Origin of the sequence: Ornithinibacillus halotolerans, assembly GCF_014637405.1 — a bacterium.
GTDB classification, from domain to species: Bacteria; Bacillota; Bacilli; order Bacillales; family Amphibacillaceae; genus Ornithinibacillus; species Ornithinibacillus halotolerans.
Window position 1 is genome coordinate 1 of record NZ_BMEY01000022.1, and the last position, 13,700, is coordinate 13,700.

At 36.5% G+C, this 13,700-nt stretch carries 15 protein-coding genes, 9 tRNA genes and 2 rRNA genes; 3 read left to right on the top strand and 23 right to left on the bottom strand.

What is annotated here, in order from left to right; all coding sequences use genetic code 11:
• The 12 genes from IEV35_RS16720 to IEV35_RS16775 all read right to left on the bottom strand — a co-directional run.
• A 16S ribosomal RNA gene (locus tag IEV35_RS16720) occupies nt 1-365 on the bottom strand; the annotation flags it as partial.
• Between the two features lie 156 nt (nt 366-521).
• A tRNA-Ala gene (locus tag IEV35_RS16725) sits at nt 522-597 on the bottom strand.
• Between the two features lie 12 nt (nt 598-609).
• Nucleotides 610-686, bottom strand: a tRNA-Pro gene (locus IEV35_RS16730).
• A gap of 7 nt (nt 687-693) precedes the next feature.
• Nucleotides 694-770: transfer RNA gene (locus tag IEV35_RS16735), tRNA-Arg, on the bottom strand.
• Between the two features lie 3 nt (nt 771-773).
• Nucleotides 774-862, bottom strand: a tRNA-Leu gene (locus tag IEV35_RS16740).
• A gap of 13 nt (nt 863-875) precedes the next feature.
• Nucleotides 876-950, bottom strand: a tRNA-Gly gene (locus IEV35_RS16745).
• 17 nt (nt 951-967) lie between these two features.
• Nucleotides 968-1,052, bottom strand: a tRNA-Leu gene (locus tag IEV35_RS16750).
• A gap of 9 nt (nt 1,053-1,061) precedes the next feature.
• Nucleotides 1,062-1,137, bottom strand: a tRNA-Lys gene (locus IEV35_RS16755).
• Nucleotides 1,138-1,143: 6 nt separating this feature from the next.
• A tRNA-Thr gene (locus IEV35_RS16760) sits at nt 1,144-1,219 on the bottom strand.
• Between the two features lie 4 nt (nt 1,220-1,223).
• Nucleotides 1,224-1,299 (bottom strand) — tRNA-Val (locus tag IEV35_RS16765).
• Nucleotides 1,300-1,415, bottom strand: a 5S ribosomal RNA gene (gene rrf, locus IEV35_RS16770). It lies immediately after the preceding tRNA gene.
• A 482-nt stretch (nt 1,416-1,897) separates the two neighbouring features.
• Nucleotides 1,898-2,122 (bottom strand): hypothetical protein, encoded by a 225-nt coding sequence (locus IEV35_RS16775; RefSeq protein ID WP_188385873.1) that lies wholly within the window; start codon nt 2,120-2,122, stop codon nt 1,898-1,900.
• A 200-nt stretch (nt 2,123-2,322) separates the two neighbouring features.
• Between IEV35_RS16775 and pdaB the strand changes: the two genes are divergently transcribed.
• Nucleotides 2,323-3,081, top strand: a complete 759-nt coding sequence (gene pdaB / locus IEV35_RS16780; RefSeq protein WP_188385812.1) for a polysaccharide deacetylase family sporulation protein PdaB — start codon at nt 2,323-2,325, stop codon at nt 3,079-3,081.
• A gap of 34 nt (nt 3,082-3,115) precedes the next feature.
• On the opposite strand, the gene IEV35_RS16785 is transcribed toward pdaB, so the two are convergent.
• Nucleotides 3,116-3,727, bottom strand: a complete 612-nt coding sequence (locus tag IEV35_RS16785; RefSeq protein WP_188385813.1) for a KinB-signaling pathway activation protein — start codon at nt 3,725-3,727, stop codon at nt 3,116-3,118.
• A 148-nt stretch (nt 3,728-3,875) separates the two neighbouring features.
• Here IEV35_RS16785 and gerD point away from each other — a divergent pair, with 148 nt between their 5' ends.
• Nucleotides 3,876-4,532, top strand: coding sequence for a spore germination lipoprotein GerD (gene gerD, locus IEV35_RS16790; RefSeq protein WP_188385814.1), 657 nt, complete (start codon nt 3,876-3,878; stop codon nt 4,530-4,532).
• Nucleotides 4,533-4,585: 53 nt separating this feature from the next.
• Here gerD and salA read toward each other — a convergent pair whose 3' ends face one another.
• Entirely contained in the window at nt 4,586-5,647 is a 1,062-nt protein-coding gene (gene salA / locus IEV35_RS16795; protein ID WP_188385815.1) for an iron-sulfur carrier protein/transcriptional regulator SalA, read from the bottom strand.
• Between the two features lie 107 nt (nt 5,648-5,754).
• Complete coding sequence (cwlD, locus tag IEV35_RS16800) at nt 5,755-6,477, bottom strand: N-acetylmuramoyl-L-alanine amidase CwlD (protein WP_188385816.1); 723 nt, start codon at nt 6,475-6,477, stop codon at nt 5,755-5,757.
• A gap of 268 nt (nt 6,478-6,745) precedes the next feature.
• Here cwlD and IEV35_RS16805 point away from each other — a divergent pair, with 268 nt between their 5' ends.
• Nucleotides 6,746-6,988 (top strand): hypothetical protein, encoded by a 243-nt coding sequence (locus tag IEV35_RS16805; RefSeq protein WP_188385817.1) that lies wholly within the window; start codon nt 6,746-6,748, stop codon nt 6,986-6,988.
• Between the two features lie 28 nt (nt 6,989-7,016).
• On the opposite strand, the gene IEV35_RS16810 is transcribed toward IEV35_RS16805, so the two are convergent.
• The 8 genes from IEV35_RS16810 to IEV35_RS16845 all read right to left on the bottom strand — a co-directional run bounded on the left by IEV35_RS16810 (nt 7,017) and on the right by IEV35_RS16845 (nt 13,647).
• Nucleotides 7,017-8,240 carry an efflux RND transporter periplasmic adaptor subunit gene (locus IEV35_RS16810; RefSeq protein ID WP_188385818.1) on the bottom strand — a complete coding sequence of 408 codons (1,224 nt, stop codon included), beginning with the start codon at nt 8,238-8,240 and terminating at the stop codon, nt 7,017-7,019.
• Nucleotides 8,237-8,914, bottom strand: a complete 678-nt coding sequence (locus IEV35_RS16815) for a hypothetical protein (RefSeq protein ID WP_188385819.1) — start codon at nt 8,912-8,914, stop codon at nt 8,237-8,239. The genes IEV35_RS16810 and IEV35_RS16815 overlap by 4 nt, the downstream gene beginning before the upstream one ends.
• 356 nt (nt 8,915-9,270) lie before the next feature.
• Nucleotides 9,271-9,663 (bottom strand): 30S ribosomal protein S9, encoded by a 393-nt coding sequence (rpsI, locus tag IEV35_RS16820; protein WP_188385820.1) that lies wholly within the window; start codon nt 9,661-9,663, stop codon nt 9,271-9,273.
• Between the two features lie 18 nt (nt 9,664-9,681).
• Nucleotides 9,682-10,119, bottom strand: a complete 438-nt coding sequence (gene rplM, locus IEV35_RS16825; RefSeq protein ID WP_188385821.1) for a 50S ribosomal protein L13 — start codon at nt 10,117-10,119, stop codon at nt 9,682-9,684.
• 286 nt (nt 10,120-10,405) lie between these two features.
• Nucleotides 10,406-11,146, bottom strand: coding sequence for a tRNA pseudouridine(38-40) synthase TruA (gene truA / locus IEV35_RS16830; RefSeq protein ID WP_188385822.1), 741 nt, complete (start codon nt 11,144-11,146; stop codon nt 10,406-10,408).
• Nucleotides 11,147-11,166: 20 nt separating this feature from the next.
• The gene (locus IEV35_RS16835; RefSeq protein ID WP_188385823.1) at nt 11,167-11,967 is read right to left on the bottom strand and encodes an energy-coupling factor transporter transmembrane component T family protein; all 801 of its coding nucleotides are present in this window, start codon (nt 11,965-11,967) and stop codon (nt 11,167-11,169) included.
• On the bottom strand, nt 11,960-12,832 hold the full coding sequence (locus IEV35_RS16840) for an energy-coupling factor ABC transporter ATP-binding protein (protein WP_188385824.1): 873 nt from the start codon (nt 12,830-12,832) through the stop codon (nt 11,960-11,962). Before IEV35_RS16840 ends, IEV35_RS16835 begins: the two co-directional genes overlap by 8 nt.
• The gene (locus tag IEV35_RS16845; protein ID WP_188385825.1) at nt 12,808-13,647 is read right to left on the bottom strand and encodes an energy-coupling factor ABC transporter ATP-binding protein; all 840 of its coding nucleotides are present in this window, start codon (nt 13,645-13,647) and stop codon (nt 12,808-12,810) included. Before IEV35_RS16845 ends, IEV35_RS16840 begins: the two co-directional genes overlap by 25 nt.
• Between the last annotated feature and the right edge of the window lie 53 nt (nt 13,648-13,700).

The following is a 13,700-nucleotide window of genomic DNA, read 5'->3' on the forward strand; positions in this document are numbered from 1 at the left end:
GTAGGAGTCTGGGCCGTGTCTCAGTCCCAGTGTGGCCGATCACCCTCTCAGGTCGGCTACGCATCGTCGCCTTGGTGAGCCGTTACCTCACCAACTAGCTAATGCGCCGCGGGCCCATCTGTAAGTGGCAGCCGAAGCCGCCTTTCACCTTCTCACCATGAGGTGAAAAGTATCATCCGGTATTAGCTCACGTTTCCGCAAGTTATCCCAGTCTTACAGGCAGGTTGCCCACGTGTTACTCACCCGTCCGCCGCTAGATCCACTAACATCACCCCGAAGGGATCAGTTAGTTTCACTCGCTCGACTTGCATGTATTAGGCACGCCGCCAGCGTTCGTCCTGAGCCAAGATCAAACTCTCCAAAAAAGTAAAGTTTATAATAACTGAACGAGTCAATTATATTCTTAGCTACTAAAGCACGCTAGCTTTAGATTTATTTAATAGAAAAAACAGGGTATGTTTTTTCTTACATACTGGTTGTTTTGTTCAGTTTTCAAGGAGCAAAAAATGTAAAAACTATAATGGTGGAGCCTAGCGGGATCGAACCGCTGACCTCCTGCGTGCAAGGCAGGCGCTCTCCCAGCTGAGCTAAGGCCCCGAATTAAGTTCATGGTCGGGAAGACAGGATTCGAACCTGCGACCCCATGGTCCCAAACCATGTGCTCTACCAAGCTGAGCTACTTCCCGTAATTTATGGCGCGCCCGAGAGGAGTCGAACCCCTAACCTTTTGATCCGTAGTCAAACGCTCTATCCAATTGAGCTACGGGCGCATATGGTGCCGAGGACCGGAATCGAACCGGTACGGTAGTCACCTACCGCAGGATTTTAAGTCCTGTGCGTCTGCCAGTTCCGCCACCCCGGCACTATATGTTATCTGGAGCGGAAGACGGGATTCGAACCCGCGACCCCCACCTTGGCAAGGTGGTGTTCTACCACTGAACTACTTCCGCAAACGTATTAAATTAAGTGGTGCGGGTGAAGGGAGTCGAACCCCCACATCCGAAGATACTAGATCCTAAGTCTAGCGCGTCTGCCAATTCCGCCACACCCGCATTTATAAATGGTGAGCCATGAAGGATTCGAACCTTCGACCCTCTGATTAAAAGTCAGATGCTCTACCGACTGAGCTAATGGCTCGTTAAATGGTGCCGGCCAGAGGACTTGAACCCCCAACCTACTGATTACAAGTCAGTTGCTCTACCAATTGAGCTAGGCCGGCGTAATGGTGGAGGATGCAGGGCTCGAACCTGCGACCCCCTGCTTGTAAGGCAGGTGCTCTCCCAGCTGAGCTAATCCTCCGCCTGGCGGCGTCCTACTCTCGCAAGGGCAATGCCCTAACTACCATCGGCGCTGAGAAGCTTAACTTCTGTGTTCGGTATGGGAACAGGTGTGACCTTCTCGCTATCGCTACCAGACATTTTTAAATTAAAATCAAGACAAGCTTTATTATATTCATTTCTGATTAGAAATGCAAGGGTTTTTTTAAAAAAGTTTTTTATACCCTAAAAACTAAATAAGAGTAAACAAACGACAATCAAATTAAGTTAGTTAAGTCCTCGATCTATTAGTATCCGTCAGCTCCACGTGTCACCACGCTTCCACCTCGGACCTATCAACCTCATAGTCTCTAAGGNTCTTACATACTGGTTGTTTTGTTCAGTTTTCAAGGAACAATCTTTTGTTTGTCGTTTTTAGCGACAAGATATATATTAACAGGTTTGTTGTTTCTTGTCAACAACTTTTTTAAAACCTTTTTTCGAGAATGTTGTCGACATTTATTTGTATCTGACAACAAAAATTAATATACCATAGGTACATAATAAAATCAATGGTCTTTTACAAAAAAAGTCTCTTCAGAAATTTTCGTTAATAGTGTATTAGATTATTTAACGATCTATCATTCGCTTTGGGTTCTTCTCTTTGGCATATAACGAATACACTCTCTCTCATTAGCTACTCTTCTTAATAGTTGAAATAAAATCTTATATCTCTCTTTCATAGCTCCCTTCACTAAATTGTCTATACGGTTATCATCTAAATCAAATAATATTTCATCTAACTCTCTTTTGATTAAGTATTCTAGTTCTTTTTGTTCTATATGATTAATCATTAAACCAAGCATCAAATTCACCTCACCAGCTGGAACATATATAGTCAACTTCCCAAATCTTAAACTAGCATGATGGGAGTATTTTATATCGTTTACACATTTTTAGGATTTATTCATAAAAAATTCCTCTTAATTTAAAAGATAGCTTGTTCATATTTCACTATCTGTCTCATAAGATGTAATAATAGCTTGTTCATTAGGGAGGTAATTCGATGAATCACTTTTATGTACTTCGTTTTAATCGCTTAAAGAGATGGACTCTTGTTGTCATACTAGCTTTTTTTACTGCTGGATTTTTATGGTTTGAAAATAATGGAACATTATCTGTCTTCTCCAAAGACAAACCGACAGCATTAGCTAAAGGAAGTAGTGAGGAACCAAATATTGCACTAACATTTAATATTAGCTGGGGGGAACAAAAGGTACATGATATTTTAAAGCAATTAGAACAACATCAAGTCCGCGCCACTTTCTTCGTTAGTGGTGAATGGGCCGAAAAACATCCAGATATATTAAAAGAAATATCTGAAAGCAAACATGAAATTGGTATGCTTGGTTATCGTTATAAGAGTTATCTTGATCAAGAAATTTCACAGGTTAGAAAAGATCTACTCTATGCAAAAGAGATATTTGGAAAGTTAGGATACAAGGATCTGGAACTTGTTCGTGCTCCAAGCGGTCATTTTAATGATGAAATTATTAAACTTGCCGAAGACCTAGGGCACAAAGTTATCCATTGGAATATTAATCCTAACGATTGGCAAAATCCAGGTACACAAAAAATTGTAGATCACATCATGTCTCAAACAAATAATGGTGACATTATATTACTCCACGCATCCGATTCAGTAAAACAAACTGCCGATTCACTCAAAGTTATTTTACCTGGTTTAAAAAATAAAGGATTTAAATTTGTTACTGTTTCAGAAATGATGAATCAGGCCCATGCTGAGTCAAATATAGTAGATTAAAAAAAGAACCTGACATATCCCAGGTTCTTTTTTCTTATTTTTTTGCCTTTGGGCTATTATGCAGACGATGAAGGATTAATAATTGATATGTATTACATGCTAGTAAAGTTAATACCATAATCAGCGAGAAATCTGCACCTACAAAGCCAATACGTAACGCAGGTACCCACTCAATTACTGTAAAAACAACCATAAAAAATAGTGCAGGTATGAAAGCATGAGCCTTCGTTTCTTTTGCTTTAATTTTTGCAATAATCCAGCTATAAGTTAATAGCAGAAAAGCACCTAGTATAAACCAAATTAAAGATACTTCTCCATCAGAACCTTTATAAGGGAAATATACTAAATCAAATAACACAAATATGATTAATACAACTTGTACAATTGGCCAAAAAGAACGAAAAATGCTTAACCCTAACCGATGTACGTATAAATAAGCGAAAAATCCTGTCTGACTTACAACACTATACAATAAACCATGTCCAATAAAGAAAAGAATAACTCCAACTAAGCCCATTAAGTTAAACGGTTGAAGATTTTCAGTATATGCCCCACCAATATTAACAAAGAAACTTACAATAAGGCCAACTAGTCCTCCTATTGCTAACGTTTTGAAAAACAGATTTACTACTTTACGTGTATTCAATTAACATGTCCTCCTGAAATTGTTTAAATGTATAAAAGAATTTACTATTACAATGGTATTTTAACACGAACAACTTCTTTTTTCCTTTATCAAGCGCATATTTTTACTTTTCCCTTCTCATATTAATGGTAGTGGAAGGAGGATTTTCATGCTACGTATTATTTGTTTTCCATTAGTTAGTGTTTTTTTCCTCATCTTAAGTGCATGTGGTGGTCAAGCAGCACCTAAAGAAACCGATTATGATGCCACCAAGAAGATGGTTGTTGATATTTTACAAACGGAAGATGGTAAAAAAGCTCTTGGTGAAATATTAAGTGATGAAAAAATGCAAAAACAATTAGTAATTGAATCTTCTACAGTAAAGAAAGCAATTGACGAAACATTAGCATCAGACAAAGGTGCAGAAATGTGGAAAAAGTTATTTGAAGACCCTAAGTTCGTCGAAACTTATTATAAATCCATCGAAGAAGATTTAAAGAAGTTATTAACTGATTTGATGAAGGATTCGGAGTATCAGAAACAAATGTTAGAAATACTGCAAAACCCTGAAATGATGGAACAAACAACAAAGACTCTTAAGAGCCAAGAATTTCGTGCCCATTTGGAAGAAACAATTCAAACAACGTTAGAATCACCGCTTTTCCTAGCTAAAATACAAGACATCTTACTAAAAGCCGCAGAAGAACAAAGTAAAGGCGGCGGTGGAAGTGGTTCTGAATCTGGTGATGGACAAGGTGGCGGATCCGGTGGTGAAGGTTCAGGCGGTGGCGGTTCTGAAGGTGGCGGTTCTGAAGGTGGCGGATAATGGAAATCAAAAAGGTCATTTCCCAATGTATCGGGGAACTGACCTTTTTCACTTTATTCTTCTTCTACTTTAGCAATCACTTTTGCTGCAATTTTGTGGTACTCTTTTCCATTTGGATGATCCTCTTGATATACAGAAGGCGCAAAAACATCCTCTTCCTCATACGGTTGTTGAATCGGAAGCTGTCCTAGCACTTTAGTCTTTAGTACTTCGGCAAGTTTCTTCCCGCCACCTTGTCCAAATACATATTCTTTTTCTCCTGTTTTTGGACTCTTGTAGTAAGCCATGTTTTCAACCACACCTAAAATTTCATGGTCTGTTTTCAAAGCCATTTGTCCTGCGCGAGCTGCGACGAATGCAGCAGTTGGATGTGGAGTTGTTACAATGATTTCCTTACATGATGGTAGTAACTCATGAACATCCATTGCAATATCACCAGTTCCTGGCGGTAAATCTAGTAAAAGGTAATCTAGATCTCCCCACTCTACTTCTTTAAAGAAGCTATTTAGCATTTTACCTAACATCGGTCCACGCCATATTATTGGTGAGTTATCTTCAACAAAAAAGCCCATTGATATTACTTTTACTCCAAAACGCTCAACTGGAATAATCTTACCACCACGAACAACAGGACGCTCTTCAATCCCCATCATATCCGGTACACTAAAACCATAGATATCTGCATCAATAATTCCTACTCTTTTACCAAGTCTCATTAAGGAAACAGCTAGGTTTACTGTTACTGTTGACTTACCAACGCCCCCCTTACCACTAGCAATTGCAAGGAAGTTCGGTTGTTTATTTCCACCCATAAGGGCTTTTTCTTTAGCGCTTTCAATTGCAGGCTGATACTTTTGAATTACTTCATCGGGTAACTGTTCAAATCGAAGTCCAACCGTTACTGCACCATTACGCTTAAGTATTCCTACAACCTCTTGTTGTAGTTGCATTTGTTCTCCAGTATTTGTTTTACCGATGGCAAGCTTTACACTAACATGTTTTTTATCTTCTTTTATCGTCACTTCTTTAATGCCATCTGTTTCTTCAAATGTTCTATGTAAAAACGGATCTTTTACAGGATTGATTAATTGAATAACCTCTTCTTTTGTTAACATGTAATCACCTTCCCATTTCTAGCTTCTTGATATTACTGTCCAAGGCTAGTATAACACAAATCACTCAAAACCTAAGTGATAAGAATCATAGTCCGGTGTATCACTAGTTATTCTACTTCCTTCTCTGGTTCTTCTGTTACATAGCGCAAGATTCCTTCATAGATACTAGCTGCCATTTGGCGCTGATAGGTACCTTGTTTTAGTAACTCTCTTTCTTCTGCATTAGATAGAAAACCGATTTCTACCAACGCCCCAGGTATTTCAGCTTTTTTCAATAAGTACATATTATTTTTTGCAAGTGCTTCTCTGTTTGTGTTCTCCAAATTCCGCGTTATTTCCGCCTGAATCATTTTCGCTAAATGCTTACCTTCTTCTGAATCCGGATAATAAAAAGTCTGCGCCCCTCTCCATTTCGCTGATGGAATCGCGTTTAAGTGAATCGACAAATAGAAATCTGCATCTTTAGAATGTATGAACTCCATTCTTCTTCTAATATCCTCTGCTTTTCTCCTTGATAAGCCTTTTGTATTTTCATCAGCTAAATCTTTGTCAGTTTCTCGAGTCAAATACACTTCCGCTCCAGATTGGATAAGGTATTCTTTCAATTCGTGAGATACAGCTAATGCAATATCTTTTTCTAATGTTTCATCCTTCCCTACTGCCCCTCCATCAGGACCACCATGCCCTGGATCTAGTACGATAGTTTTTCCAGACAAAGGTAGTGTAAAACTTGTGGTTTGAATACCTTCTTCATTAATAGGTAATTTAACTAATACAATAAGGACAATTAATCCAATAAACCATATCGTAATTTTTCCAAATCGATTCATGTCTTTTCCCCCTCATATCTCCTAGAACTTATTTTATGGGACAAGATTTTCGATTATGACTTGAAGTTAGTAAATTCTTTATTGTTCTTTATCGCCTTTGTTATTTTCGAGAAGATAGCTCATCGTTGCTAATATTCAAAAGAAGCTCTAAAATATCTAAAGATAAAGGGATATCATATTCCTCAAACAGTTTTGAACTGGACAAGTGTCATAGTACATAGCTCTAGTTTATTTATTAATTCAATTGAGTAATTGTAAGGAGAAAAGATTGAAGAGAAAAAACTTTTATGAAGGTCTAACAACAGAATCATTAGCATGTTTTTATGTTTTTGTTCAGAAGAAACTAAGACAAGGAGATCATCTCAACCGGATGTTATTTGAAAATAACCTAATAGAAAAAGTAGCAAAAGAACGAGGAATTTCACTTCTAGAACTAAGAATAATTGGAGAATGGTATATTCAAAAAGAATCTCACCATACCATTGAAGAGATAAATAAAAGTGGAGAGTAGTTAATCAACTACTCTCCCACAATTAGCTTTACCTTTCTAAAATACCTATAGTCATATATAAAAGCTTGTCCCTATATTTTCCTATATCTAACCATGCCACATCAGAGAATTTTACTGGCGTAATAAACGGCATTCCTTTTAAGGATTTGGAGATAGGCGCATCTGTCACTAAGTCTCCGACCGACAGACCAGCACTAATTTCCACTTTATCATCTACTTGAAGACCAGTCTGTACAGGTAGATAATCTAATTTTCCAAGTTCATTTAACTTCCAAACATGATTGTTATTAACAATTTCTGAATTAGTAACCACAGCATCAAGTGTCTCATTTACAGTAATCATTAAGTCAACATGGTATCCAGGTAAAATCGCGTCTAGCTGTTGCTCTTCATTAAAACTGACTCGAAAAGGGTAAGTACTTGGTATATCTACATCTACTTCATACGGTGTATCTTCAACGTGTTGAATGAAACCATAGAGTTTCTCGTCCCCTTTCTTTAAAGAAACTTCAACTGATTGTTCTAATTCAACTTGTTCTCTAGCCGATTCTGTCAATTCACCTTTTACTAGTAATTCCATATTTTCTATTTGAATAATTGGGTCATTTAATGTGGTTGAGATCTCTTTTACCTTCCCTTCGAAAGGACTAGTAACCGTTATTGTATCTCCCGTTTCTTGTAAATCCTTTAATTGATCCTTTATTACACTTTCTTGTCTCTGTTTAGCTTTTAATTCTTGTTCTTTTTCAATTACAAACTGTTCTTTCATCAGTTCAGCTTCAACAGGTTCTTGTGTTGCGACGACAACAGTAGTATCTTCCTCAGAATTCTTTACCACAGGTATGGAAGGACTAGGAATACGGTACGCAACCATCTCAGATATAGCTGTTTCAATTGCGTCAATTTCTCCTTCAACCTTCTCGAGTTCATAATTTAAGTAGGTTTCCATCTCTGCAAAATCATTTACTCGATATTGAAATAACGGGTCACCAACTGTAACAATACTTCCTTCTTCCACAAGGAATTTATCGAAACTTCCAACATTCTTATCATAATAAACTGGGCTTTCTCCGGAATATGAAATTACTCCATCTGCTTCAATTGTTTCAAAAAGGTCATCCTGATACACTCTCTCCCAAGAGGAAACAAAGGCTTGTCTCGTTACTTTTTGTCCATTATCCACCCATACAAGGATACAATTTATGCCAATAAATAATATTAACAACCACTTTTTCCATTTCCTCTTCATCATAAGTTAAACCACCTATTTACCATTAGATTATCAGTATAAGCAACTAGGGCTGTTACAACCCAAACAATAGCGTTAAATAAAATTACAGTTGCCCATATAATCCTGTTATCAGTAGCAGATAAATTCTTTAAAAACTTAATTTGAAAACCAACAATCCATAATTGAAAGATGGAAATTGAACCAAAAAGAAAGATGAGATAAGAAATATCAGTTAGATAAGAAGCAATAATTCCAAAAGATAAAGGTGATACATACCAGTCTAATCCGAAATATACTACTAACGGAATCCAAATAACCCTTTCTAACAGTAATACAAATAATACAACAGTCTGCATAAGTAATAATTTTTTATATGGAATCTTTGTAACTAAATAAAATATAAATGACGGAACAAATAAAACAAAAAGGAAAAATAATAATGAATAAATTATTCGACCGATTATAAACCACAATTTTTGCATTTCAAATTCTGATTGTGTATAGATTGTTGCTCCACTAGATATAGCTTGCGAACCAATCCCCAACATAGCCATGCCACTGTATACAAATAGTGACAGAAATAGCAGTAGAAACATGACTTTCCAAGGTGTGCGAATTAATTCTGCTTTTCCAATCCGATAAATATGATCATCGACTGCAAACAATAATTTAATTAAATTTATCGAGTATGTCATCATTTCACCCTTTCCATATAAAAATTTTTGGGGACTCTTGGCTATATTTTAGCTCACGTTTCTACATATATCCATTATTTTCTTTTAATTTTGACTAATAACACTACTTAGTACCTAAAATAACATAGAAAGTAAGATATCTGCCAATCATTTCAAAACGGGGTGTTTGACAAAATACTTTAATAACAGTCAGTATTGTTTAAGGGTAAAATTTTCATCATTCAAAACAACTGTATTCTAAGATGTTTTGAAAAACGGCGGTATACCCTTTATTTTTACGTTTTAATATTACAGGTTTTCCAGACAAAAAAAGACCCTTTCCACCGAAGTGAAAAGAGCCTTGAAACGTAGATAAATTAACGTTTTGAGAACTGTGGAGCACGACGAGCGCCTTTAAGACCGTATTTCTTACGTTCTTTCATACGAGGATCACGAGTTAAGAATCCTGCGCTCTTAAGTGCTTTACGATATTCTGGATCAGCTTCTAGTAAAGCACGTGCGATACCATGACGGATAGCACCAGCTTGACCAGTAAATCCACCACCATTAACGTTAACTAAAACATCATATGTTCCTTGAGTTTCAGTAGCTTGTAATGGTTGGTTAAGGATTAATAATTGAGTATCATATGGGAAATAGTCTTTTGCATCACGACCATTGATAGTAACATTTCCAGTACCCGGTACTAAACGTACACGTGCAGTTGATTTTTTACGACGACCTGTGCCGTAATATTGTACTTGTGCCAATGTGTTTACCTCCTTTTATTATCCGCGAAGTTCGTAAACTTCTGGTTTTTGTGCAGCATGGTTATGTTCTGCACCTCTGTATACATGTAATTTCTTACTCATTTTACGTCCTAAAGTTCCTTTTGGAAGCATACCTTTAATTGCAAGCTCTAACATTTGTTCAGGATACTTTGTACGCATTTCTTCTGCATTACGTTCTTTTAATCCACCTGGATGTCCAGAGTGACGGTAATACTTTTTGTCAGCTAACTTGTTACCAGTTAGTTCAATTTTGTCTGCATTAACGATGATTACATAATCACCAGTATCAACATGTGGAGTGTAAGTAGGCTTATGCTTTCCGCGAAGGATTGCAGCAACTTCACTTGCTAGACGACCAAGACGTTGGCCTTCAGCATCCACAACAAGCCATTTGCGTTCGATATTGTTTTCATTCGCCATGAAAGTTGTGCGCATGATTGGTTTCCCTCCATATTATCATTCATTCATTTTTTTAATTTTTACATTCACTAAACTATATTTTCAACACAATTAGTTCCGGGGCTAATCGCGGTAATAGAAAATAAAATGCCATAGACCATAATACACCTAAATACATACTTTTGTCAAGTTATGGTTAGAAATTTTATTAAATTTATAACTAATACTCTGTGAAAACATAAACTTATTATATATCATATCAACACAAAAGAAAACTGTCGATATTTCCCAGGAAATGTCGAGTGGAGTTGTAGCATTTTTGTCAATATCCTACTCGCCATAAATACAGTCCTTCTGCGGGAGCAGTCTTTCCAGCTATACTACGATCTTTTGCTTCTAACAAAGTAATGATATCATTGGGTTCTATTTTTCCTTGTCCAACCGATAATAATGTTCCAACTAGTATCCGCACCATATTATATAGAAAGCCGCTACCACGAAATACAAATTCTAATTCCTCGCCATGTGAACGACACGATACTTCAAATAAAGTACGTATCTTATCACCTTTCACTGTTGCTCTTGCAGAAGAAAATGTTGTAAAGTCATGTGTACCTATTAAATATTTACATGCACGTTCTATCTTTTCAATATCTAATGAATACGGATAATGATAGATATATTTCCTTCTGAATATATCTCTTTCTTCTCTATTTAACACAAAGTACCGATATTCTTTTTCTACGACATCAAAACGTGCATGAAATTGATCTGGAACAATTTCGGATTGGTGTACATAAAGATCATCAGGGAGTAATGCATTTAGCGCTCGAGTCCAACTTTCGCTCGAGAGCTTTAAATCTGATTCAAAATGGATAGTTTGACCTTTCGCATGTACACCTGTATCTGTTCTACCTGAGGCATGAACGCGGATACTATTCTTTTTATGAATCTTCTGTAGAGCACTCTCTAATTCACCTTGTACAGTTCGTTTGTCAGGCTGTATTTGATAGCCAAAAAAGTGTGAACCATCATAAGCAATTGTACATTTAACTTTTGGCATATCGTTAAGCCTCCAACTTTTTAATAATTTCTAGTATAAAACATGCCTGCGATTACTAATAAAAAAACAAGAAATACATAAATGTCTAATTTCCTGATTTTTAATTCCCGTAGTTTTGTTCTTCCTTCTCCTCCTTGATAGCCACGGGCTTCCATTGCCATAGCAAGTTCTTCTGCCCGTTTAAAAGCACTCACAAATAATGGCACTAAAAGAGGGACAACAGCTTTGATACGGTCTCTAATCGGCCCTGTTCTAAAGTCTACTCCTCTAGAGGCTTGGGCTTTAGAGATTTTATCAGTTTCCTGAAGTAAGGTTGGTATAAACCGTAATGAGATAGACATCATCAAAGCAAGCTCATGTACAGGAAATTTTATTTTTTTAAGTGGATGTAATATATCTTCAATTGCATCTGTTATCTCAATCGGTGTTGTAGTTAAAGTAAGTAAAGATGTGATTAAAATTAATAAAAAGAATCGTAAAGAAATTGCAAAACCTTGAATAAGTGCACCAGAGTAAACTTTAAATCCCAATATATCAAATAAAATAATACCTTCTTTTGTAACAATTAAATGTAAAAGGAAAGTGAAAATAATTAAAAACCAAACAGGAGTTAATCCTTTAAGAATAAATCGAAATGGTATTTTTGTTATTGCTGTTGTAATAATTGCAAATGACGTCAAGATACTGTAGCTTAGAACATTATTTGCAAAGAAGACAAAAATAACAAACAAAAAGATAATTGTTATTTTCATCCGTGGGTCCAGGCGATGAACTAAGGAATTTCCTGGGACATATTGTCCGATAATTATCGCATTATTCACGTAAATCAGCCCCCTTTACGACTTGACTAATTTCTTGAGCTAGACGCTCAATGGTTTGTCGTTTAAAGGGAATATGAGATCCAAAACGAGTTTCAAATGCATGTAAAAACTGAATTATTTCGGGAATATCTAACTGTACTTGATTAAGTAATTCTCTTTGAACAAACACCTCTTCTGGAGGACCTTCCATATATTTTGAACCCTTATTCATAATAATAACTTGATCAGCATATTTTACAGCATCCTCCATACTATGTGTTACGAGTACTGTTGTTAAGCCTTGATCCTTATGAAGGTTATAAAACATATCCATCATTTCGCGTTGACCTTTTGGATCAAGTCCAGCTGTAGGTTCATCCAATACTAGAATTTCAGGTTTAACTGCAAGAACACCAGCAATAGCGACCCTTCTCATCTGCCCTCCACTTAAATCAAAGGGTGATCTATCTAGTAAATTCTCATCAAGTCCTACTGCTGGAAGAATCTCATTGATTCTTTTACTAATTTCTACTGCTGGAACACCGAAGTTCTTCGGACCAAATGCAATATCTTTTTCTACTGTTTCATCAAATAACTGGTGTTCAGGGTATTGAAACACTACTCCTACTCGACTTCTTAACTCTTTAAGACTATCTGGCTTTTTACCTGAGTGAATACGATAGTCACCAATTCGTACTTCGCCCTTTGTTGGAGTAATAAGTCCATTTAAGTGCTGAATTAACGTAGATTTACCAGAACCAGTATGTCCAATGATAGCCACAAAAGAACCAGACGGGATATGAAAAGATACATCTTTTAAAGCAATATGGGCAAAAGGTGAGTTTGCTTGATAAATAAAACTTACATCTTTGAATGTAATGTCCATAGTTCCTCCAGTATTTCATCATGATCTAAAGGTTCATTTTTTATCATGATTCCATTTTGTATTAATTCATCTGCTAAAACAGCTACAAATGGTACATCTAGCCCTATCTTTCTTAACTCATCTTTTTTTGCAAAGATTTCTCTTGGCTTTGCTTCATCCCATACTTTTCCATTATTCATCACTATTACCCGTTCTGCTTTTACAACCTCTTGTAAATCATGTGTAATCGTAATAAGTGAAATTTCACTTTGTTGTTGTATTTCAGCAACAGTTTGCATTATTTCTTTTCGACCTCTCGGGTCTAACATTGCTGTAGCCTCATCTAGAATGAGAACTTCTGGTTTAATCGCCAGAACCCCAGCAATCGCCGCACGTTGCTTTTGTCCACCTGATAATCGGTGTGGTTCTGTTAATCGATACTCTTCCATCCGAACAGCTTTTAATACTTCTTCAATCCTTAATATCATTTCTTCTCTTGGTACACCACGGTTTTCCATACCGAAGGCAACATCATCTTGGACAGTTGTTCCAACAAACTGATTATCTGGGTTTTGAAATACCATTCCTACGAATTTGCGAATTTCCCAAACATGTTTATCATTAACTGGTAATCCATTTATAATAATTTCGCCTTCTTGCGGATATAATAATCCATTCATTAGCTTCGCAATCGTTGATTTCCCAGAACCATTATGTCCAATTATGGCAACCCATTCATCTTTATATATGTCAAATGACACGTTTTTTAATACCCAAGGCTCATTATCTCCATAACGAAATGAAACATTTCTAAACTCTATAAATTTCTCTCTCATCTTTTCTCCTCCTCAACTCAGCTAGGCCAGTGGGTTTTATTTATGTATGTATT